This window comes from Roseateles sp., assembly GCF_965229315.1.
GTDB lineage: Bacteria > Pseudomonadota > Gammaproteobacteria > Burkholderiales > Burkholderiaceae_C > Pelomonas.
Map to the genome: position 1 here is coordinate 819,024 of NZ_CBDDJA010000001.1, position 19,353 is coordinate 838,376.

The following is a 19,353-nucleotide window of genomic DNA, read 5'->3' on the forward strand; positions in this document are numbered from 1 at the left end:
CTGCGTATGCTGCCAGCATGTTTGAAGTCACCGTGATCGGCGGCGGCGTGATGGGCGCCGCCACCGCCTTCTTCCTGGCCCGCGACTTCGGTGCGGCCGTGACCATCGTCGAGCGCGATCCGTCGTACGCGCGGGCGTCCAGTTCGCTGTCGCTGAGCTCCATCCGCCAGCAGTTCTCGCAGCCGGTGAACATGGCGCTGTCGCGCTGGAGCCTCGGCTTCCTGCGCCGCGCGGCGGATGAGCTGGCGGTGGCGGACGACCGGCCGTCCCTCGGCCTGGTCGAGCCCGGCTACCTCTACCTCGCCACGGCGGCCGGCGAGCCGGCGCTGCGCGACGCGCACGCGGTGCAGGTCGCCGAGGGCGTGGACGTGGCGCTGCTGTCGCCGGCCGCGCTGGCGGCCCGCTTCCCGTGGCTGGCGGTGGACGACCTCGCGCTGGGGTCGCTGGGGCTGAGCGGCGAAGGCTGGTTCGACGGCCCGGCGCTGCACCGCGCCTTCCGGCGCAAGGCCATCGCCTGCGGCGCACGCTTCATCGCGGCCGAGGCGGTGGGTTTCGACACGGCGGGTGACCACATCGCCGCGGTGCGCTGCACGGACGGCTCGCGCATCGGCGGCGAGGCCTTCGTCATCGCGACCGGTGCCTGGAGCGCGCCGCTGGGCGATGCGCTGGGCGTCGCGCTGCCCGTGCGCGCCAGGAAGCGCGACGTGTTCGTGCTGGCAACGCCCGCCGCGCTGCCCGACTGCCCGCTGGTCATCGACCCCGGCGGCGCCTGGTTCCGCACCGAGGGGTCCTTGATCCTGGCCGGCGGCCCGCCGCGCGGCGACGACGCCGACGACCTGCCGCTGGATGACATCGACCACGGCCTGTTCGACGCCTGGCTATGGCCCACACTGGCCGCCCGCGTGCCGGCACTGGAGGCGCTGCGCGTGCGCTCGGCCTGGGCCGGCTATTACGAGATGAACACCTTCGACCACAACGGCCTCGCCGGCCGCCTGCCCGGCTGGGCCAATGCCTTCACGGCCTGCGGCTTCTCGGGCCATGGCATGCAGCAGTCGCCCGCGGTGGGCTGGTCGATGGCGCGGCTGATCGCCGGGCGGGATGCACCGCTGATCGAGGCGCTGACGCCGCAGCGGCTGCGGGATGGCCGGCCGCTGCGGGAAGCGAATGTGATCTGAGCCGCGCCGTCAGCGGTTGCGCACGCGCTTCTTGGCCGGCGGTGCGGTGAGCACGTAGCGCGTGGCCGTCAGCGTCTCCGACACCGCGCTGGTCTTGTTGTCGACATAGCCCCAGCCGCGCATCGCGGTGCGCACTTCGGCGTCCGAGGGCGACGCGTCCGGGCCCTTGGGATGCACGACCCAGACGGTCTTGCAGATCATGTCGGCGTGGAACTCCGCCATGCGCGGCAGTTCGGACGGGTTGCTCAGCACGGCCACCAGCATGCGGGCCTCGCGCATGTTGGTCGTGATGCCGCCCGTGAGCGCCTCGGCCAGCGCGGGGTCCAGCGCGCCCTGCGTGGGGCCGATCAGCAGCGCCGGGTTCTCGGCGCTGACGCCCAGCTTGGCCGCCAGCGTGGGCGGCGGCGTCTGCAGCTTCTTCAGCCAGCGGCCGGCTTCCTTCTCGCCCAGCACCAGCGCGACGGCTTCGTCGCCTGCGTCGAACAGCAGTTCCTCGCCGGCCAGGCGCAGGTTCTGCAGCGCGGCGATGTCCCAGCGTCGCTTGAGGTCGCCGCGCAGCACGACGGTGGTCGATTCGAGCAGGGCGGTGACCTCGGCGGTCTCGGTGCCCACGCGGGCGGTGCAACTGGCTTCACGTCCCATGCGAGGGCCTCTTCGGTGTGTTCTTGGAATGGCGCATTGTCAGTCCCCAGGCGATGGCGCCGGCCAGCGCGCCGCTGAAGTGGGCGAAAGGCGCCACGGGGAAGTCGAAGCCGGGCGTGGTGCGCAGTGCGGGGCCCAGCGGCGCCTCCAGCGCCAGCTTGGCGACCAGGCCCAGCGCGATGCCCGCGCCGACCAGGCGCTCGCGCCCGCCCCGCGCCAGCAGCGTGAGCGCGGCAATGGCCACCAGCGCATGCAGCGCCCCGGACAGGCCGGCGTAGTGCCGCAGGTCGGGGCGCAGCAGCAGGCCGGCCTGCGTCAGCGGCAGGGCGATGAGGCCGGCGAGGGTTTCACGCTTGCCGAGGGCGGCACGCCAGCCCAGCAGGGCGAGGACGGCGCAGCCGGCGAGGTTGGCGGCGAGGTGGGTGGGTGTCCAGTGGACGAAGGCGGCGGTGACGGCGCGCCAGGGTTGTGTCGCGGCGAGGGCGGGCTGCCAGTCGAGCGCTTCTCTGTGGAATGGCCAGGCAGCCAGGGATAGCACAGCGAATGCGGCGCAGAGTGCGACCCAGTTCCAGCGATGCGTCATTGGCGGGTCCCGTGCCGGGATTTCGCCGAAGGCAAATTCCGGCCGGGCCTGGCCACTAACCAAACACAGCGCGCCACAACGCCATCACCGCATCACGATGCGGCTGCAACGACAAGGCCGCTTCAGCATCCAACGCCGTCGACTGCTCATCCAGCCTCGCCCTGTGCTGCACCCGGCGCAACTCGCGGTAGGCATTCGCCGCGCCCACGCCCACGCCGGCCGGCAGCAACCCGGCGGCCTCGGCGCGTTGCAGCAGCGCGATGTTGCCGAGGTTGTCCTGCAGCCCGGGGTGCGCGGCCGAATGGGCCAGCACCAGGTATTGCAGCGCGAACTCCGCGTCCATCATGCCGCCCGGGCTGTGCTTCACGTCGAACAGGCCGGCCTTCACCGGCCGCGCCGCGCGCACCTTGTCGCGCATGGCCTGCACCTCGCGCTTCAGCGCTTCGGCATCGCGCGGCGCCGTCATCACCTGGCGGCGCACGCCTTCGCAGCGCTCGGCCAGGTCGGCGTCGCCCGCGCAGAAGCGCGCCCGCGTGATGGCCTGGTGCTCCCAGGTCCAGGCGGTGTTGCTGCCGCGGCCGGTCTGGTAGGCCTCGAAGTGCGCCAGCGACGTGACCAACAGCCCCGAGTTGCCGTTGGGCCGCAGCGCCGTGTCGATGTCGAACAGTTCGCCGGCCGCCGTGCGCAGCGTCAGCCAGGTGATGAGGCGGCGCACGAAGGCGCCGTAAATCTCGGTTGCGTTCTCGTCGTCGTCGTCGAAGACGAACACCACGTCCAGGTCGCCGCCGTAGCCCAGTTCCTTGCCGCCCAGCTTGCCGTAGGCGATGACGGCCAGTCGCGGCGTCTCGCGGTGGGCGGGCTTGAAGCGCGCCCAGGCCCACTGCAGCGTGATCTGCAGCACCGCGTCGGCCAGCAGCGACAGGTCGTCGGCCACCTGCTCGACGCTGATGGAGCCCTCCACGTCGCGCACCAGCGTGCGGAACACCTCGGCGTGGTGAGCACGGCGCAGCGTGTCCAGCAGCGCTTCCTCGTCGGCCTCACCGCTGCGCGCCCAGCCCTGCTCGCGTTCGACGAGGTCGGCCAGGAAGGCGTCGCGGTCGAAGCGGGCCGTCAGCAGCAGCGGGTCGGCCAGCTCGTCGATGACGCCGGGATGCTGCATCAGGTAGCGCATGGGCCAGCGCGCCAGGCCCAGCAGGCGCAGCAGCCGCTGCTGCACGGCCGGGCGCTCCACCAGCAGCGCCAGGTAGCTTTCGCGGCGCAACAGCGGGCCGACCCAGTCGACGAAGCGCAGCGCGGCGTCCAGCGAGCACTCCTCGGCCGCGACGGCCTGCGCCGCGCGCTGGAACAGCTTGGCCAGGCGCTGGCGCGACTCCTCGCGCAGGCCTTGCACGCGCGGGCTCTCGGCCAGCGCGCGCACGGCCGTCGCCAGCGGCGCGGGCAGCGCGGCCAGGAAATCCTCGCCGTCCACGGCCGGCTTGGGCCCGCCGCACTGCCCGCCCTTGCAGGCGCCGGGCGGTTTGCCGCCTTCGTGCAGCAGCGCGTCGAACTCGGTGGCCACCAGCTCCCGCACCTCGCCGAGCTGGTGGAACAGCGCACAGGCCATCTCGCCCTGCGTGCCGGAATAAGGGCAGTCGGGGTCGGCCGCCGGGCCGCTGGCGGCGTCGGCGCGGCAGCGCATGCCCAGCGACGCGGCGATCCACACCAGGTCGGCGTCGGCCTGCGGCAGGCAGTGGGTCTGCTGGTCGTCCAGGAACTGGATGCGGTGCTCCACGCGGCGCAGGAAGACGTAGGCCTCGGTCAGCGCCTGCGCCGTCTCGGCCTTCATCAGCCCGCCGGCCGCGAGCTGGGCCAGCGCCTTGACGGTGGAGCGCGTGCGGATCTCGGGAAACTGGCCGCCGCGCACCACCTGCAGCAGCTGCACGATGAACTCGATCTCGCGGATGCCGCCGCGCGACAGCTTCACGTCGTTGGCCCGTTCGGGCCGGCCGGCGGCGCGGGCCTTGGCCTCGCTGCGGATCTTGCCGTGCAGCTGGCGCAGGCCCTCGAAGACACCGTAGTCCAGATAGCGGCGGTACACAAAAGGCGTGACGAGGTGGCGCAGCTGCAGCGTGCGCGCGTCGCCGGGTGCGCCCATGCCGGCCAGCGGCGCGACGACGCGGCTCTTCAGCCATGCGAAGCGTTCCCACTCGCGGCCCTGCACGAGGAAGTACTCCTCCAGCATCGCCAGGCTGACGACCGGCGGGCCGCTCTTGCCGTTGGGGCGCAGCGCCAGGTCGACACGGAACACCTGGCCATCGTCGGTCACGTCGCCGATCAGCGCGTACAACCGCTTGGCGACCGACGAGAAGTACTCGTGCGCCGTGACCGGCCTGGCGCCCTGCGTGGCGCCGTCGTCCTCGTAGACGTAGATGAGGTCGATGTCGGAGGACACGTTCAGCTCGCGCGCGCCGAGCTTGCCCATGCCCAGCACCCAGAACGCGATGTCGCCGCCATCCGCGTTGCGCGGCTCGCCGTGGATGGCATCCAGCTCGGCGCGGGCGGCGGTGAGGGCACGGTCCAGCGTGACCTCGGCCAGGTGCGTCATCGCCCGCGTGATGTCTTCGACCGGCGCGCCCTGCTCGATGTCCAGCACCGCCAGCCGCTCCAGCACCAGGTGGCGGGCCACGCGCAAGGCGCTGGCCAGCGTGCGCGACGGCGAAAGGCGGTCGATCAGCGCGCCGATGACGGCGCCGTCCGGCAGCCCGGGCGGCAGCAGCGGCAGCTCGGCCGCATAGCGGCGGCGCACGCGCTGCACATAGCGGCTGTGCTCAGCAAAGACGGGAAACAGTGCGCTCATGACCCTGTGCTAGATTGCCTGCCGGCCGGTTCCCCATGTGCCCCAAGACAACGTGTCTGACTTCTTCTCGGCCGCCCTCCACAATTGCTCCCGCGCCGCCGGCTGGCCCTTGCGCCTGTGCTGGCGCGCTTTGCGCTGGGCGCTGCTGCTGCTCGCGCTGCTGTGGGGCCTCGCGGCGGTGGCTTGGGTCGTGTTGCACTGGGCCATTCTCCCGCACGCCAATGAATGGCGGCCCTGGCTTGAAAAGGAAGCCTCAAAGGCTTTGGGGGTAGAGCTGCGCATCGGCAGCCTGACGGTGGAATCGGGCGGCTGGATGCCGCGCATGGCGCTGGGCGACGTGCGCGTGCTGGACGCCGCCGGCCAGCCCGCGCTGCGCCTGCCGCGCGTGACGGCCGTGCTGTCGGCGCAGTCGCTGCTCGTGCTGGAGCCGCGCTTTTCGCAATTGCTGGTCGACACGCCGGAGCTCATCATCCGCCGCGACGCGCAGGGCCGCATCTTCATCGCCGGGCTGGGGCTGGACGCGGCCGGCCAGGCCGACACCGGCACCACCGAGGCCGGGCTGGACTGGCTGTTCAGCCAGCCCGAGCTGGCCATCGTGCACGGCCGCGTGCGCTGGATCGACGAGAAGCGCCCCGACGCGCGGCCGCTGGAGCTGTCGGACCTGAACTTCGTCATGCGCAACGGCCTGCGCCGCCACAACCTGCGCCTGGACGCCACGCCGCCGGCCGACTGGGGCCAGCGCTTCACGCTGCGCGGGCGCTTCGTGCAGAGCCTGCTGAAACGCCCCGGCGAGCTGCAGCACTGGAGCGGCCAGCTCTTCGCCGAGCTGCCGCAGGCCGACCTGAGCCAGCTGCGCCGCCATGTCGACCTGCCCTTCCAGCTCAGCGAGGGCGACGGCGCGGTGCGCGCCTGGGCCGACATCAAGGACGGCCAGCCCACCGCCGCCACGCTGGACCTGGCGCTGCGCGCCGTGCGGCTGAAGCTGCTGGACGACGCGCCCGAGCTGGACCTGGACCACATCCAGGGCCGGCTGGAGCTGGCCCGCGACAAGGGCGCCCTGAGCCTGCAGGCCCGGCAGCTGGGCTTCGCCAGCGGCGACGGCGTGGTGTGGCCGCGTTCGGACTGGGGCGTGACGCTGCAGTTCGGCCGGAGTGCCGCCGGTGAAGAAACGGTGCTGGGCGGCGAGGTCAACGCGCAGCGGCTGGACTTCGCGCTGATGGCGCAGATCGCGCAGCGCCTGCCGCTGGGCGAGCGCGCCCACGCGCTGCTGGGCGAGCTGGCGCCGCGCGGCGTGCTGACCGCGCTGACCGGCCAGTGGCAGGGCACGCTGGATGCGCCGAAGAGCTACCGCATCAAGGCCGAGCTGGACGGCCTGGCGCTGGCCCCGCAGCCTGGCGTGCCGGACGGCCACCTGGGCCGCCCCGGCGTGCGCGGCGCCAGCCTGCAGATCGACGCCAACGAACACGGCGGCGAGGCGAAGCTGGCGGTGCACGACGGCGAGGTCGAGCTGCCGGGGCTGTTCGAAGACCCGGTGCTGCCCATCACGCGGCTGGCCACGCAGCTGAGCTGGAAGCTGCCGCAGCCCCATGGCAAGACGCCGGGCGAGGTGGAGCTGCGGCTGCGCGACCTGCAGTTGCAGACGCCCGACCTGAGCGGCGAATTCGACGTGCTGTGGAAACGCGCCGCCGGCGCCACCACGCCGGGCTTCCTGGACCTGACCGGCAAGGTGCCGCGCGTGGATGCCACGCGCGTGGCCCGCTACATCCCGCTGAGCCTGCCGGCCACGCGCAGCTACCTGGCGGGCGCGCTGCTGGCCGGCGAGGCGCGCAGCACCAGCGTGCGCATCAAGGGCGAGCTGCACGACTTCCCGTTCGACCAGCCGCGCGCCACCGGCGTGTTCCGCGTCGCCACGCAGGCGCAGGGCGTGCTGCTGGCCTACGTGCCGCCCAGCGCCACGGGCACCAACTGGCCGGCGATGGAGGGCGTGCAGGCCGAGCTGGTGTTCGAGCGCGCCGGCATGCAGATCAAGGACGCGCATGCCAAGGTGCTGGGCTACGAGCTGAGCGGCGTGAACGGCGGCATCAAGGACTTCCAGCACGGCCGCACGCTGGTGCTGGACGGCAACGGCCGCGGCGCCGGCACGGACCTGCTGCGCTTCGTGCGCAGCTCGCCGCTGGACGACTGGCTGGGGCATGCGCTGAGCACCGCCACGGCGCAAGGCCCGGTGGGGCTGAAGCTGGGCCTCAGCCTGCCGCTGGAGGACACCACGCAGACGACGCTGAAGGGCCAGCTGCAGCTCGGCGGCGTGGACCTGAAGCTGCGCCCCGAGCTGCCGCCGCTGGCCGCCGCGCGCGGCCGTATCGACTTCGACCACAAGGGCCTGCAGCTCGCCGGCATGACCGCGCGGCTGCTGGGCGGCGAAGCGGCCCTGGAGGGCGGCAGCCTGCCGGCCGGCGGCATGCGCTTCGCCGTGCAGGGGCAGGCCACCGCCGACGGCCTGCGCCACGCGACCGAGCTGGGCGCCGTCGCGCGGCTGGCGCAGGCGGCCAGCGGCCAGGCGGCCTACCGCTTCCAGCTCGCCGTCACGAAGGACGGCCAGAGCGAACTCAGCGTGTCCAGCAGCCTGCAAGGCCTGGCCATCGACCTGCCGGCGCCCGCGCGCAAGGAGGCCGACGCGACGCTGCCGCTGCGCCTGCTGATGACGCCCACCGCCGCCGGCCGCGACGAGATGCGGCTGGAGGTGGGCACGCCGGGCTCGCCGCTGCTGCAGGCGCAGTTGCAGCGCGACGTGTCCGGCGCGGGCGGCTCGCAGGTGCTGCGCGGCGTGCTGGCCGTGCAGGACAAGCTGCCCGCGCTGCCGGCCAGCGGCGTGCTGCTGCAGGTCAATGTCGCGTCGCTGGACCTGGACGCCTGGCAGCAGCGCCTGGGTGCGCTGACCGGCTCGGCTGGCGCTGCGGGTGGCGGCGGGGCGGCCGACGACGGCGACGCGGCCGGCATGCTGCCCAGCCAGATCGTGCTGCGCAGCCAGGCGCTGAAGGTGGCCGGCCGCCCCCTCGGCCGCATCAACGCGCAGGTCTCGCGCGAGGGCACGACGTGGCGGCTCAACCTCGATGCCGAGCAACTGGCCGGCCGCATCGAGCTGCGCGGCGTGCGCGCAGGCCAGGTCGGCGCGGTGCACGCGCGGCTCACGCGGCTGTCGCTGCCGCGCTCGGAGGCCGATTCGTTCAGCGACCTGATGGACCCCGCCAAGCCCGCAGCCAACGGCAGCCCGCTGCCGTCCCTGGACATCGAGGTGGACGACTTCGAGCTGCGCGGCAGGCGCTTCGGCCGGCTGGAGGTGCAGGCCCAGGCGCCGGCCGGCTCGCGCGACTGGAAGCTGGAGAAGCTGCAGATCAAGGCGCCCGAAGCGACGCTGATCGCGACCGGCCAGTGGGGCGCCGTGAAGGGCGACCTGTCGGGCCGGCGCCGCACGCAGCTCGACTGGACGCTGGACATCGCCGATGGCGGCAAGCTGCTGGAGCGCCTCGGTCAGGGCCAGAAGGACGCGCCCATCCTGCGCGGCGGCAAGGGCCAGCTCGCCGGCCAGATCGGCTGGGACGGCTCGCCGCTGGCGCCGCACTACCCGACCATGGCCGGCGCGCTGAACGTGCAGCTGGACACCGGCACCTTCCTGAAGGCCGAGCCCGGCGTGGGCCGGCTGCTGGGCATCCTGAGCCTGCAGTCGCTGCCGCGCCGGCTGCTGCTGGACTTTCGCGACGTGTTCGCCGAGGGCTTCACCTTCGACGGCGTGACCGGCGACGTGAAGATCGCCGCCGGCGTGGCGCGCAGCGACAACATCCGCATCCGCGGCCTGCAGGCCACCGTGCTGGTGGACGGCAGCACCGACCTCGCGGCCGAGACGCAGGCGCTGCGCGTGGTCGTCGTGCCCGAGGTGTCGGCCGGCGGCGCGTCGCTGGCCTACGCGGCCATCAACCCGGCCGTGGCGCTGGGCGCCTTCCTCGCGCAGATGATCCTGAGCCGGCCCATGGCCGCCGCCAGCACGCGCGAGTTCCAGATCAGCGGCACCTGGAACGACCCCAAGGTGGAGAAGGTGGAGAACCCGGCGCCGGCCAAGGCGGCCAGCGCGCCGCTAGCATCGCCCCCATGAAGATCGCTGCCTGCCAGATGGTGTCCGAGCCCGACCTCGGCGCCAACCTCCTCGTCGCCCGCCGGCTGCTCGAATCGGCCGCGGCCCAGGGCGCGCAGCTCGCCGCGCTGCCCGAGTACTTCTGCCTGATGGGCCACCACGACACCGACAAGCTCGCGTTCGCCGAGACCCCCGGCGACGGCCCCATCCAGGCCATGCTGTCGCGCGCGGCGCGGGAGCTCAAGCTGTGGGTCATCGGCGGCACGCTGCCGATCAAGGCGGACACGGCCGACCGCGTGCGCAACACGACGCTGGTGTTCTCGCCCATGGGCGAGGTCGTGGCGCGCTACGACAAGATCCACCTGTTCGCCTTCGACAACGGCCGCGAGGCCTACGACGAGGCGCGTGTGCTGGAGGCCGGCAGCGCGCCCACGGTGTTCGATGCGGGCGGGGTGCCCGGACGTTTGCGAGTGGGCCTGTCGGTCTGCTACGACCTGCGCTTCCCGGAGCTGTACCGGTCGTACAACCCCTGCGAGCTGATCGCCGTGCCGGCTGCATTCACGTACACGACGGGCCAGGCGCACTGGGAGCTGCTGCTGCGCGCCCGCGCGGTGGAGAACCAGTGCTACGTCATCGCGCCGGCCCAGGGCGGCAAGCACGAGAACGGCCGCCGCACCTGGGGCCACAGCATGCTCGTCGACCCCTGGGGCGAGGTGCTGGGCGTGCTGCCCGAGGGCGAGGGTGTCGTGATGGCCGAGGTGGACCCGGCGCGGCTCGCGCAGGTGCGCCAGCAGTTGCCGGCGCTGGCGCACCGCCGGTTTTGAGCCCGACGTTGCTGGGGCGTTAAGCCGCCGCGATGACTTTCCGCGCCGCCGGGTGCGGCTCGTAGACTCGCCGGCTTTCCTACACCCCCTGCACGTCATGAACTTCAAGCTTGCAGGCGCCGCGCTGGCGCTGTCGTTGGCCTTTTCCCCGGTCCAGGCGCAGCCCGCCGACCCGCTCGGCCCGGTGACCCAGCCGCTGTGGCTGCGCCAGTCCGCCATCTCGCCCGACGGCGCGCAGATCGCGTTCACCTTCCAGGGCAACCTGTACCTGATGCCCGCCGCGGGCGGCGCGGCGCGGCTGCTGGTGTCCAACGGCCACCATGTGTCGGCGCCTGTGTGGTCGCCCGACGGCCGGCTGCTGGCCTACGCGGCGGACGTGTACGGCAACAACGACGTGTTCCTGATCTCGGCCGCGGGCGGTGCCTCGCGCCGGCTGACGACGCACTCGGCCCCCGAGACGCCCATCGGCTTCACGCCGGACGGCAAATCGGTGCTGTTCTCGGCGCAGCGCCAGGACGTGCGCACCAGCATGGCCTTCCCGTCGCCCGCGTTGAGCGAGCTGTACCAGGTGGGCATCGCCGGCGGCCGCCGCCCCGAGCAGGTCTTCAGCCAGCCGGCGCTGGCCGGCCGCTACAACAAGGCCGGCACGCAGCTCGTCTACGAAGACTGGAAGGGCTACGAGAGCGCCCAGCGCAAGCACCACATCTCGCCGGTGGCGCGCGACATCTGGCTGTGGGACGCCAGGACCGGCCAGCACACCAAGCTGACCCGCACCGGCGGCGAGAACCGCAACCCGGTGTGGTCGGCCGACGAGCAGTCCATCTACTACCTCAGCGAGAAGAGCGGTTCGTTCAACGTCTGGAAGATGCCGGTGGGCCAGCCCGAGGCGACGCGCCAGATCACCAATTTCACGAAGAACCCGGTGCGCTTCCTGTCGGTGGCGGCCAACGGCGTCATCAGCTTCGGCTACGACGGCGAGCTGTACACGATGGCCGGCGACACCGCCACGCCGCAGAAGCTGGCCGTCAGCGTGTCCACCGATGCACTGGTGCCGCGCGTGGAGAACCTGAAGCTGACCGAAGGCGCCACCGACATGGCCAACAGCCCGGACGGCAGCGAAGTGGCCGTCATCGTGCGCGGCCAGGTGTTCGTCACCTCCACCGAGTTCGGCAACACGCGCCGCATCACCGACGGCCCGGGGCAGAAGCGCTCCGTCAGCTTCAGCCCCGACGGCCGCAAGCTGCTGTACGCCTGCGAGCTGAACGGCCAGTGGAGCCTGTGCGAGGCGGCCATCGCCGGCGACAAGAAGGCCGTGCCCAGCTTCTTCAACGCGCCGCGCGTGACGACGAAGGTGCTGCTGAAGGACGCGCACCAGAACTTCCAGCCGCGCTACTCGCCGGACGGCAAGGAGGTCGCCTACCTGCAGGACCGCGCGGCCCTGCACGTGCTGAACATCGCCTCGGGCAAGACGCGCCAGGTGCTGTCGGCCGACTGGAGCTACTCGTACGAGGACGGCGACCAGTGGTTCGATTGGGCGCCCGACGGCAAGAGCCTGGCCGTGCAGTTCATCGACCGCAACCGCTGGAGCAACGAGGTCGGCACCGTGCCGGCCGATGGCAGCGGCAAGCTGGTCAACCTGACCCACAGCGGCTACGAGGACATGCGGCCCATGTTCGCGCGCGGCGGCCAGATGCTGATCTGGACGACCGACCGCCAGGCGCTGCACGGCAACGGCGGCGGCGCGCGCGGCGACTACGACGTCTACGCGATGTTCCTGACCCGCGCCGCGTTCGACCGCCACCAGCTCGACAAGGCGGAGTACGCCCAGCTGAAGAAGCGCGAGGACGACGAGAAGAAGGACAAGAAGGGCGACGACGACAAGACGGACGATGCGAAGAAGCCGGCCGACAAGGCCAGGGACGCCGACGCCAAGACGGACGCCAAGAAGGACGAGAAAAGGGACGACAAGAAGGCCGAGAAGCCGGCCAAGCCCGTCGTGGTCGAGCTGGACGGCATCGAGGACCGTACCGCGCGCGTGACGACGGTGTCGGGCGACATCAAGGACTACGCGATGACGCCGGACGGCGAGCAGCTGTTCTATGTCGTCAAGGGCGCCGATGGCTACGAGCTGTGGCAGGCCCGCCTGCGCGACAAGGAGAGCCGCCGCGTGGCCAGCCTGCCGGCCGGCCGCGGCGACGCGGTCGGCCTGACGCTGGACAGCAAGGGCACGACCGGCTTCGTGATGACCGGCGGCCGCGTGCAGAAGTTCAAGGTGCCCGGCGACGACGGCAAGGGCGACGTGAAGACCGAGGGCGTGCGCTTCACGGCCGAGCTGCGCATCGACCACGCCGCCGAGCGCGCGCAGATGTTCGACCATGTCTGGCGCCAGACGCAGGAGAAGCTCTACGTCAGCGACATGGGCGGGGTGGACTGGGCCGGCTACCGCAAGGTCTACGAGCGCCAGCTCCCGTTCGTCGCCGATGGTGCGGACTTCGCCGAGCTGCTCAGCGAGATGCTCGGCGAGCTGAACGTGTCCCACACTGGCGGCAGCTACCGCCCCGCACCGCGCGGCGACAGCACCGCGTCGCTGGGCCTGTTCTACGACCAGGCCTACCAGGGCGCGGGCGCCAAGGTGGCCGAGGTCATCGCCGGCGGTCCGCTCGACCTGGCGACCAGCCGCGTGAAGGCCGGCATGGTCATCGAGTCCATCGACGGCGAGGCCATCGCGGCCGGCGCCGAGTTCGACTCGCTGCTCAACCTGAAGGCCGGCAAGCCGGTGACGCTGGGCGTGCTGGACCCGACCAGCGGCCAGCGCTTCGACCAGACGCTGCGCGCCATCGGCATCGGCGCCGAGCGCGAGCTGCTCTACAAGCGCTGGGTGCGCCAGGAGCGCGCGTTGGTGGACAAGCTCTCCGGCGGGCGCCTGGGTTACGTCCACGTGCGCGGCATGAGCGACCCGAGCTACCGCCAGACCTTCTCCGACGCGTTGGGCCGCGCCAGCGGCAAGGAGGCGCTGATCGTGGACACCCGCTTCAACGGCGGCGGCAACCTGCACGACGAGCTGGCCACGCTGCTGTCCGGCAAGCAGTACCTGGAGTTCATGCCGCGCGGCCAGAGCCTGGGCTGGGAGCCCGTCGGCAAGTGGATCAAGCCGTCGGCCGTGCTGGTCAGCGAGAGCAACTACTCCGACGCGCACCTGTTCCCGTGGACCTACAAGCACCTGGGCATCGGCAAGCTGATCGGCATGCCGGTGGCCGGCACCGGCACGGCCGTCTGGTGGGAGACGATGCAGGACGGCGCGACGACCTTCGGCATCCCGCAGGTGGGCTTTCGCGCGCAGAACGGCGACTACATGGAGCGCGCGCTGGTCACGCCGGACGTGGTCGTGGCCAACGACAAGAAGAAGCTCGATGCAGGTGAAGACCAACAACTCGAAGCGGCGGTGAAGTCGTTGCTCGGCAAATGAGCACGGCCGCTCTGCCTGCGCAGCAACCCGGCCGCGCGGTGGCCTGGATCGTCGGCGTGCTGGTGGCCATCGCGCTGTTCGGCAACTACTACGTCTACGACTCCATCGGCCCGGTGGCCGACCTGCTGCAGCAGCAGCGCGGCTTCTCGGACTCGCAGATCGCACTGCTGAACGCCATCTACAGCCTGCCCAACGTCGTGCTCATCCTCGTGGGTGGCGTGCTGGTGGACCGCTTCGGCGCGGCGCGCATGACGCTGGTGACGGCGGGCATCTGCGCGTTGGGCGCGGCGCTGACGGCCTTCAGCCCGGACTTCGCCGGCATGGCCGCCGGCCGGCTGCTGTTCGGCATCGGCGCCGAGACCTTCAACATCGCCACACTCGCCGCCGTGGCCGACTACTTCGGCGGCCGAGGCCTGGCGCTGGCGATGGGCGCGGAGCTGGCCATCGGCCGCCTGGGCTCCTACGGCGCGGACATGTCGCCGACCTGGTTCTCCAAGGCCTACGCCGCAGGCTGGCAGCCGCCGCTGACCATTGCCGCCGTCATCGCCGCGACGGCCTTCGCGGCGTCGCTCGCCTACTGGTGGGTGGACCGCGGCCCGCGCCGCGCCGGGCTGCTGCCCACCGGCCACAAGCAGGCGGAAAAGTTCGTCTGGCGCGACCTGCTGCACTTCGGCACCGCCTACTGGTACCTGCTGGCGCTGTGCGTGCTGTGGTACTCGGTGATCCTGGCGTTCCGCAGCACCTTCTCCATCAAGTACTTCCAGCACGTGCACGGGCTGGACCTGGCCATGGCCGGCGAGATGAACAGCTACGTGTTCCTCGCCGCCGTGTTCGCCACACCGGCCTTCGGCTGGATGTGCGACCGCGTGGGCCGCTACGCGCCCTTCCTGGCCTTCGGCGCGCTGCTGCTGCCGGTGGCGCTGGGCGTGCTGGCGCTCACGTCCGCGAGCCTGTGGGTGGCCACCGCGCTGATCGGCATCAGCTACTCGCTGGTGCCGGCCGTCATGTGGCCGCTGACCAGCCGCCTCGTCGCGCCGAACCGCTTCGGCACGGCCATCGGCCTGATGTGGGTGGTGCAGAACGCCGGCATCAGCGGCGCCAACCTCGTGGCCGGCTGGCTCAACGACCGCGCCGGCGCCAGCGCCGCCAACCCGGGCGGCTACGCGCCGATGATGGAGTTCTTCGGCCTCACCAGCCTGGCGGGCTGCGTGTTCGCGCTGCTGCTGTGGTGGGTAGCCGGCCGGGCGCGGCACGAGAAGGCGGTCAGGGCCTGACGGGTGGCGCGACGGGGCGCGGCCCGTGGGCGGTGCGGCCGGCGTTCAGTGGTCGGCGGGCGCCGCGGCGCCCGCTCCCGTGTTGCGCACACCCCGGCTGCCGGGCCCGTACAGGTCGGCGTTGACGTCTGCAAAGGCGAGCATCGCCACCAGTGGCCGATCACGGCCGTCCTCGAAGCCGCACTGCCCCATGAACTTCTCCGGGTTGCGGAAGGTGCCGAAGACGATGTCCCACAAGGGCAGGTCGGCAAAGTTGTAGGTGTGCACGCCTGCGCGGTGGTGGACGCAGTGCGACTCGGGGCGCTGGATGAAGTAGCCCAGCCATCGGGGCGTGCGGATGTTCCAGTGCTGGAAGAGGGCATAGAAGGTGAAGAGGCAACCGGCTAGCGCCGCCGCCATGGGATCCAGCCCCAGCACGATCACCGTCACAAAGAGCGGAATCAGCGTGTAGGCCGCCGTCTCAAGCGGATGGAACAGCAAGGCGCTGGGGATGTCGACGCGCTGCGGGCTGTGGTGGATCTGATGGAAGGTCCGCCACATCGGGCCGAAGGTGTGGGCGGCGCGGTGCCAGGCATAGACGGCCGCTTCGAGCACGATGAAGCCGACGACCGTGCCGGCCGCCACGCCCAGGCGCGTGCCGTCGAGCCAGCGGTGCTCGGCCATCCATTCGAGCGGCAGAAACAGCGGCAGCGCGTTGCCGATGCCCATGGACAGCAGCAGGAAGGCGATGCCTACCCATTGCCAGCCGGCACGCGGCGGAAAGCGTCGCCCGGGTGCCAGGGACTCGACGGCCAGCATGGCCAGGTAGAGCACCGGCGTGAACAGCAGAAAGGCGAGTTCGACAGCGTCCATCGTGAGGTTTCCTTTGCCGGCAAGGCCGGGTCGCTGTGAACCTTATCCGGGCGTGGCACCGCTGCGAAGAGCCGATTGGCACAAGACCGGGTCAAATGTGACACTCGTGCGAGAGGGCCTCACGACCATGTCCACCCCGCCGAAGATTGCTCTGCTCGCCGCGCCGGAAACGACGCCCTCCGTGCTGTTCGGCCTGTACGACGTGCTCGTTTCCGTCGGCACGGTGTATCCCGACATGACGGGCCGCGAGATCGGCGAACCGCTGCTCGACGTGCAGATCGTGGCGGCCGGCCGGCAGCCCTTTCGCTGCTTCGGTGGCATCCTGATCGAGCCTCATGCCGCGATCGGCGACATCGTGGACGTGGACGCGGTCATCGTGTGCGACATGTACACGCCGATCGACACGGCGCCGCGCGGGCGGTACGGGCCGGAGATCGCCTGGTTGCGGCACGTGCACGCACAGGGCGGGCTGATCGCGTCGGTCTGCTCGGGGTCGCTGGTGCTGGCCGAGGCGGGTTTGCTCGATGGGCGCCAATGCGCCGGGCACTGGGCCTACCGCGACCTGTTCCGCCGCGAGTACCCGAAGGTGAACTACTGCGCCGACTCGATCCTGCGTCTGGACAGCGAGGCCGACGGCGTGGTCACGGCGGGCGGCGTCACCGCCTGGCAGGAGCTGGCGCTGCGCTTGATCAGCCGCTACTGCGGGCCGGCGCACGCGCTGCAGACGGCCAAGGTCTACCTGCTGTCCGGCCACGAAGACGGCCAGTTGCCCTTTGCCGACATGGGGCTGCGGCTGCAGGGGGACGACCAGGCGGTCCAGCGCGCCCAGGCCTGGATCGCCGAGCGCGTGGCCCAGGTCAATCCGGTGGAGGCCATGGCTCGGCATGCCGGCCTCAATCGGCGCACGTTCACGCGCAGGTTCCGCGCCGCGACCGGCTACCTGCCGATGGACTATGTGCACGCGCTCCGGATCGAGAAGGCCAAGCGGATCATCGAGCGGGAGGGCGGCGGTCTCGACGAGGTGGCCTGCCAGGTCGGCTACGAGGACCCGACCTTCTTCCGCCGCCTGTTCAAGCGCGAGGTCGGCCTGACCCCGGCGGCCTACCGCCGCAAGTTCTCCAGCGTCCTCGGCCAGCCGGCCGGCGCCGAGGCAGGGCCTTGAGGCAAGCCCGCGTTCAAGATCTACAAGCGAACGACCAGGAGGCTGCAGGCCAGCCCCTCACGGCCTGAGCGTCACCAGGTCGCGCAGCAGCAGGTCGATGTTGGCGCGCAACGCACGCTCGTTGGCGATGCGCAGCCGCTCCGACGGCGACAGCACGGCCTCGGTGAGGCCGGCCGCCTCGTTGTTGGCGATGCGGCGCTGGTAGACGATGCGGCCGCCGTCGAGTTGGTCGACCAGCGTGTAGCGCACCGCCACGCCCACGGCCACGCCGATGGCGGGGATCAGCGGCTGGTCGAGCTGCACCAGCTCGGCCTGCAGCTCGAAGCGCGGCGCCGGCTGCGGCGCGGGTGGCCGCATGCCGACGGCGTAGAGCGATTCCTCCAGCGCCTGCTGCAGCGCGACGGCGCTGACCTTGGAGCCCCACCAGCGGTTGGTCTGCTGGCCGCCCTTCACGGCCGCCACGCCCGTCTGCGCCTTGAACGCATCGGGCACCCAGCCGCGGATCTGCAGCGCGCTCGCCGGCGTGACGGCCATGGGCAGCGGCTGGCTGGGCGAGCCGCAGCCGGCCAGCGCCAGCGCGAACAAGGCCAGCATGGCAGCGGTCGGGAGCGGGGCAAGGCGCAACATGGGACACCGATGCTAGGCCGAGCGGCCCGCGCCGATCGCGCGAAACGGCACGCTTTTGCCCGCCAACCGCAGCCCTGTGGCCTTTCGGTGCGCAAACTTCCTATGCTTCACCCCTGCACCCACACCACCGCCCGCCATGAGCCTGACCCTGCACTACCACCCGCTGTCCTCCTGCTGCTGGAAGACGCTGATCGCGCTGTACGAAAGCGGCCGGCCGTTCGAGGCCCGGCTGGTGAACCTGGGCGATGCGGCCGAGCGCGCCGCCTTCGTCGCGTTGTGGCCCACGGCCAAGATCCCGCTGCTGCAGGACGGCGAGCGCGTGCTGCCGGAAACGTCCATCCAGATCGAGTACCTGGACCGGCCGCACCACCGCCTGCTGCCGGCCGATGCCGAAGAACAACTCGGCGTGCGGCTGTGGGACCGCGTGTTCGACCAGTACGTGATGACGCCGATGCAGGGCTTCATCGCCCAGCAGCGCCGGCCCGCGGAGCAGCGCGACGCCGCGGCGCAAGCCGCCTCGCGCGCCACGCTGGCGATGGCCTACGGCCTGATCGACGGCCGGCTGGGCAAGCGCACCTGGGCGGCGGGCGAGCACTTCACGATGGCCGACTGCGCGGCCGCGCCGTCGCTGTTCTACGCGAGCACCATCGAGCCCATCCCGGCCGGCCACGAGCGACTGGCCGCCTACTTCGAGCGGCTGATGGCGCGGCCCTCGGTGCAGCGCGTCATCCGCGAGGCGCGTCCGTTCTTCGCCTACTACCCGCTGCGCGACGCACTGCCGGCGCGCTTCCTGGCGGACTGACTGGCGGACCGACTCAGGCCGACGGCAGCGGCGCGGGCGCGCCCAGCGCGGAGATGACCTCCAGCATGCCGCGCACCTTGAAGGGCTTGAGCAGCAGCCGGCAGACGTCGAGCTGCTTGAGCTTCATGGCCAGCTCCACGTCGCAGGCCATGGCCGTCGCCGCCACCGGCAGGTCGGCCGGCTGCGAGGCGTCGCCCGCGCGCAGCCGCTCCAGCAGGCGCAGGGACTCGCCCTCGTCGTCCAGCGCGATCAGCAGCGCGTCGAAGCGGCGCTCGGCCAGCAGCTTGCCGGCCATGGCGGCGCTGGTGGCCTCCTGCACGTCCGCCAGGCCCATGTCGCGCGCCATCGTCGACACCGTGCGCCGCATGACGAAGTGCGGCTCCAGCAGCAGCAGGCGGCCGGCGGGCTTGGCCACCGGCATCAGGCGCCCTCTCTTTCGCGCTGGCCTTCGCCCTGGCCGACCAGCTCCGCCACCACCAGGTCGCGCAGCGTGCCCAGGACGGCCCGGTCCATCGCGTCGAACTGGCGCGACCGGGTGTCGATGAGGCACAGCGTGCCCACCGTCGCGCCGCCCGGCAGCGCCAGCGGCGCACCGATGTAGAAGCGCACGAAGGGCGCGCCGACGACCAGCGGGTTGTCGGCGAAGCGCGGGTCCAGTGCCGCATCCAGCACCTCGAACAGGTCGCGCTGCAGGATGGCATGGCCGCAGAAGGAAATCTCCCGCGAGGTCTCGCAGGCGGCGAACCCGACGCGGGCCTTGAACCACTGGCGCTGCGCATCCACCAGGCTGATCAACGCGATGGGCATGTCGAACTCGCTGGCCGCGAACTCGACGAGGCGGTCGAAGCGCTCCTCGGGCGGCGTGTCCAGGATGAGGAGTTCGCGCAGCGCGCTCAGCCGTGCGGCGTCATCGGCGGGGATGGGGGCGGGCGTCATACAAAGGGCCAGACGGTGCGCCGCAGTTTAGGGCGGGCCGGCCGGCTG

Annotated in this window: 14 protein-coding genes; 7 read left to right on the top strand and 7 right to left on the bottom strand. The window is 71.7% G+C overall.

The features are described from left to right. The first annotated feature begins 17 nt into the window (after positions 1 to 17). A complete protein-coding gene (locus ACO07H_RS03820) occupies positions 18 to 1,175 on the top strand; it encodes an NAD(P)/FAD-dependent oxidoreductase (protein WP_422011282.1) in 1,158 nt (385 codons plus the stop codon). A 9-nt stretch (positions 1,176 to 1,184) separates the two neighbouring features. Here ACO07H_RS03820 and ACO07H_RS03825 read toward each other — a convergent pair whose 3' ends face one another. Genes ACO07H_RS03825 through glnE form a run of 3 tightly spaced genes read right to left on the bottom strand, consistent with a single transcriptional unit; the run spans position 1,185 to position 5,236 of the window. After that, positions 1,185 to 1,817, bottom strand: a complete 633-nt coding sequence (locus tag ACO07H_RS03825) for a hypothetical protein (RefSeq protein ID WP_422011284.1) — start codon at positions 1,815 to 1,817, stop codon at positions 1,185 to 1,187. After that, the gene (gene rrtA / locus ACO07H_RS03830) at positions 1,807 to 2,400 is read right to left on the bottom strand and encodes a rhombosortase (RefSeq protein WP_422011286.1); all 594 of its coding nucleotides are present in this window, start codon (positions 2,398 to 2,400) and stop codon (positions 1,807 to 1,809) included. Before rrtA ends, ACO07H_RS03825 begins: the two co-directional genes overlap by 11 nt. 55 nt (positions 2,401 to 2,455) lie before the next feature. Then, positions 2,456 to 5,236: a bifunctional [glutamate--ammonia ligase]-adenylyl-L-tyrosine phosphorylase/[glutamate--ammonia-ligase] adenylyltransferase gene (gene glnE, locus ACO07H_RS03835; protein WP_422011288.1), complete on the bottom strand. Its 2,781-nt coding sequence runs from the start codon at positions 5,234 to 5,236 to the stop codon at positions 2,456 to 2,458. A gap of 52 nt (positions 5,237 to 5,288) precedes the next feature. On the opposite strand from glnE, the gene ACO07H_RS03840 reads away from it, so the two are divergent. The 4 genes from ACO07H_RS03840 to ACO07H_RS03855 all read left to right on the top strand — a co-directional run bounded on the left by ACO07H_RS03840 (position 5,289) and on the right by ACO07H_RS03855 (position 14,926). Continuing rightward, the gene (locus tag ACO07H_RS03840) at positions 5,289 to 9,383 is read left to right on the top strand and encodes a YhdP family protein (protein WP_422011290.1); all 4,095 of its coding nucleotides are present in this window, start codon (positions 5,289 to 5,291) and stop codon (positions 9,381 to 9,383) included. Next, entirely contained in the window at positions 9,380 to 10,186 is an 807-nt protein-coding gene (locus ACO07H_RS03845) for a carbon-nitrogen hydrolase family protein (RefSeq protein ID WP_422011292.1), read from the top strand. The genes ACO07H_RS03840 and ACO07H_RS03845 overlap by 4 nt, the downstream gene beginning before the upstream one ends. A 97-nt stretch (positions 10,187 to 10,283) precedes the next feature. Then, on the top strand, positions 10,284 to 13,652 hold the full coding sequence (locus ACO07H_RS03850; protein ID WP_422011294.1) for a S41 family peptidase: 3,369 nt from the start codon (positions 10,284 to 10,286) through the stop codon (positions 13,650 to 13,652). Continuing rightward, complete coding sequence (locus ACO07H_RS03855) at positions 13,649 to 14,926, top strand: MFS transporter (RefSeq protein WP_422011296.1); 1,278 nt, start codon at positions 13,649 to 13,651, stop codon at positions 14,924 to 14,926. The genes ACO07H_RS03850 and ACO07H_RS03855 overlap by 4 nt, the downstream gene beginning before the upstream one ends. A gap of 45 nt (positions 14,927 to 14,971) precedes the next feature. On the opposite strand, the gene ACO07H_RS03860 is transcribed toward ACO07H_RS03855, so the two are convergent. Further along, positions 14,972 to 15,778 carry a sterol desaturase family protein gene (locus ACO07H_RS03860; RefSeq protein WP_422011298.1) on the bottom strand — a complete coding sequence of 269 codons (807 nt, stop codon included), beginning with the start codon at positions 15,776 to 15,778 and terminating at the stop codon, positions 14,972 to 14,974. Between the two features lie 127 nt (positions 15,779 to 15,905). Between ACO07H_RS03860 and ACO07H_RS03865 the strand changes: the two genes are divergently transcribed. After that, a complete protein-coding gene (locus ACO07H_RS03865; RefSeq protein ID WP_422011300.1) occupies positions 15,906 to 16,940 on the top strand; it encodes a GlxA family transcriptional regulator in 1,035 nt (344 codons plus the stop codon). Positions 16,941 to 16,997: 57 nt separating this feature from the next. Here the strand turns inward: ACO07H_RS03865 and ACO07H_RS03870 are convergent, their stop codons facing one another. Then, positions 16,998 to 17,534, bottom strand: a complete 537-nt coding sequence (locus ACO07H_RS03870) for a hypothetical protein (protein ID WP_422011302.1) — start codon at positions 17,532 to 17,534, stop codon at positions 16,998 to 17,000. A gap of 169 nt (positions 17,535 to 17,703) precedes the next feature. On the opposite strand from ACO07H_RS03870, the gene ACO07H_RS03875 reads away from it, so the two are divergent. After that, a complete protein-coding gene (locus ACO07H_RS03875; protein ID WP_422011304.1) occupies positions 17,704 to 18,369 on the top strand; it encodes a glutathione S-transferase family protein in 666 nt (221 codons plus the stop codon). A gap of 13 nt (positions 18,370 to 18,382) precedes the next feature. Here ACO07H_RS03875 and ACO07H_RS03880 read toward each other — a convergent pair whose 3' ends face one another. Both ACO07H_RS03880 and ACO07H_RS03885 read right to left on the bottom strand, forming a co-directional pair. Beyond that, a complete protein-coding gene (locus ACO07H_RS03880; protein WP_422011306.1) occupies positions 18,383 to 18,790 on the bottom strand; it encodes a hypothetical protein in 408 nt (135 codons plus the stop codon). Then, positions 18,790 to 19,305, bottom strand: a complete 516-nt coding sequence (locus tag ACO07H_RS03885; protein WP_422011308.1) for a GAF domain-containing protein — start codon at positions 19,303 to 19,305, stop codon at positions 18,790 to 18,792. Before ACO07H_RS03885 ends, ACO07H_RS03880 begins: the two co-directional genes overlap by 1 nt. Positions 19,306 to 19,353: the final 48 nt, after the last annotated feature.

Coding starts and splice junctions, on each gene's coding strand:
- ACO07H_RS03820 (WP_422011282.1), top strand. CDS start 18: ATGTTTGAAGTCACCGTGATCGGCGGCGGCGTGATGGGCGCCGCCACC.
- ACO07H_RS03825 (WP_422011284.1), bottom strand. CDS start 1,817: ATGGGACGTGAAGCCAGTTGCACCGCCCGCGTGGGCACCGAGACCGCC.
- rrtA (WP_422011286.1), bottom strand. CDS start 2,400: ATGACGCATCGCTGGAACTGGGTCGCACTCTGCGCCGCATTCGCTGTG.
- glnE (WP_422011288.1), bottom strand. CDS start 5,236: ATGAGCGCACTGTTTCCCGTCTTTGCTGAGCACAGCCGCTATGTGCAG.
- ACO07H_RS03845 (WP_422011292.1), top strand. CDS start 9,380: ATGAAGATCGCTGCCTGCCAGATGGTGTCCGAGCCCGACCTCGGCGCC.
- ACO07H_RS03850 (WP_422011294.1), top strand. CDS start 10,284: ATGAACTTCAAGCTTGCAGGCGCCGCGCTGGCGCTGTCGTTGGCCTTT.
- ACO07H_RS03855 (WP_422011296.1), top strand. CDS start 13,649: ATGAGCACGGCCGCTCTGCCTGCGCAGCAACCCGGCCGCGCGGTGGCC.
- ACO07H_RS03860 (WP_422011298.1), bottom strand. CDS start 15,778: ATGGACGCTGTCGAACTCGCCTTTCTGCTGTTCACGCCGGTGCTCTAC.
- ACO07H_RS03865 (WP_422011300.1), top strand. CDS start 15,906: ATGTCCACCCCGCCGAAGATTGCTCTGCTCGCCGCGCCGGAAACGACG.
- ACO07H_RS03870 (WP_422011302.1), bottom strand. CDS start 17,534: ATGCTGGCCTTGTTCGCGCTGGCGCTGGCCGGCTGCGGCTCGCCCAGC.
- ACO07H_RS03875 (WP_422011304.1), top strand. CDS start 17,704: ATGAGCCTGACCCTGCACTACCACCCGCTGTCCTCCTGCTGCTGGAAG.
- ACO07H_RS03880 (WP_422011306.1), bottom strand. CDS start 18,790: ATGCCGGTGGCCAAGCCCGCCGGCCGCCTGCTGCTGCTGGAGCCGCAC.
- ACO07H_RS03885 (WP_422011308.1), bottom strand. CDS start 19,305: ATGACGCCCGCCCCCATCCCCGCCGATGACGCCGCACGGCTGAGCGCG.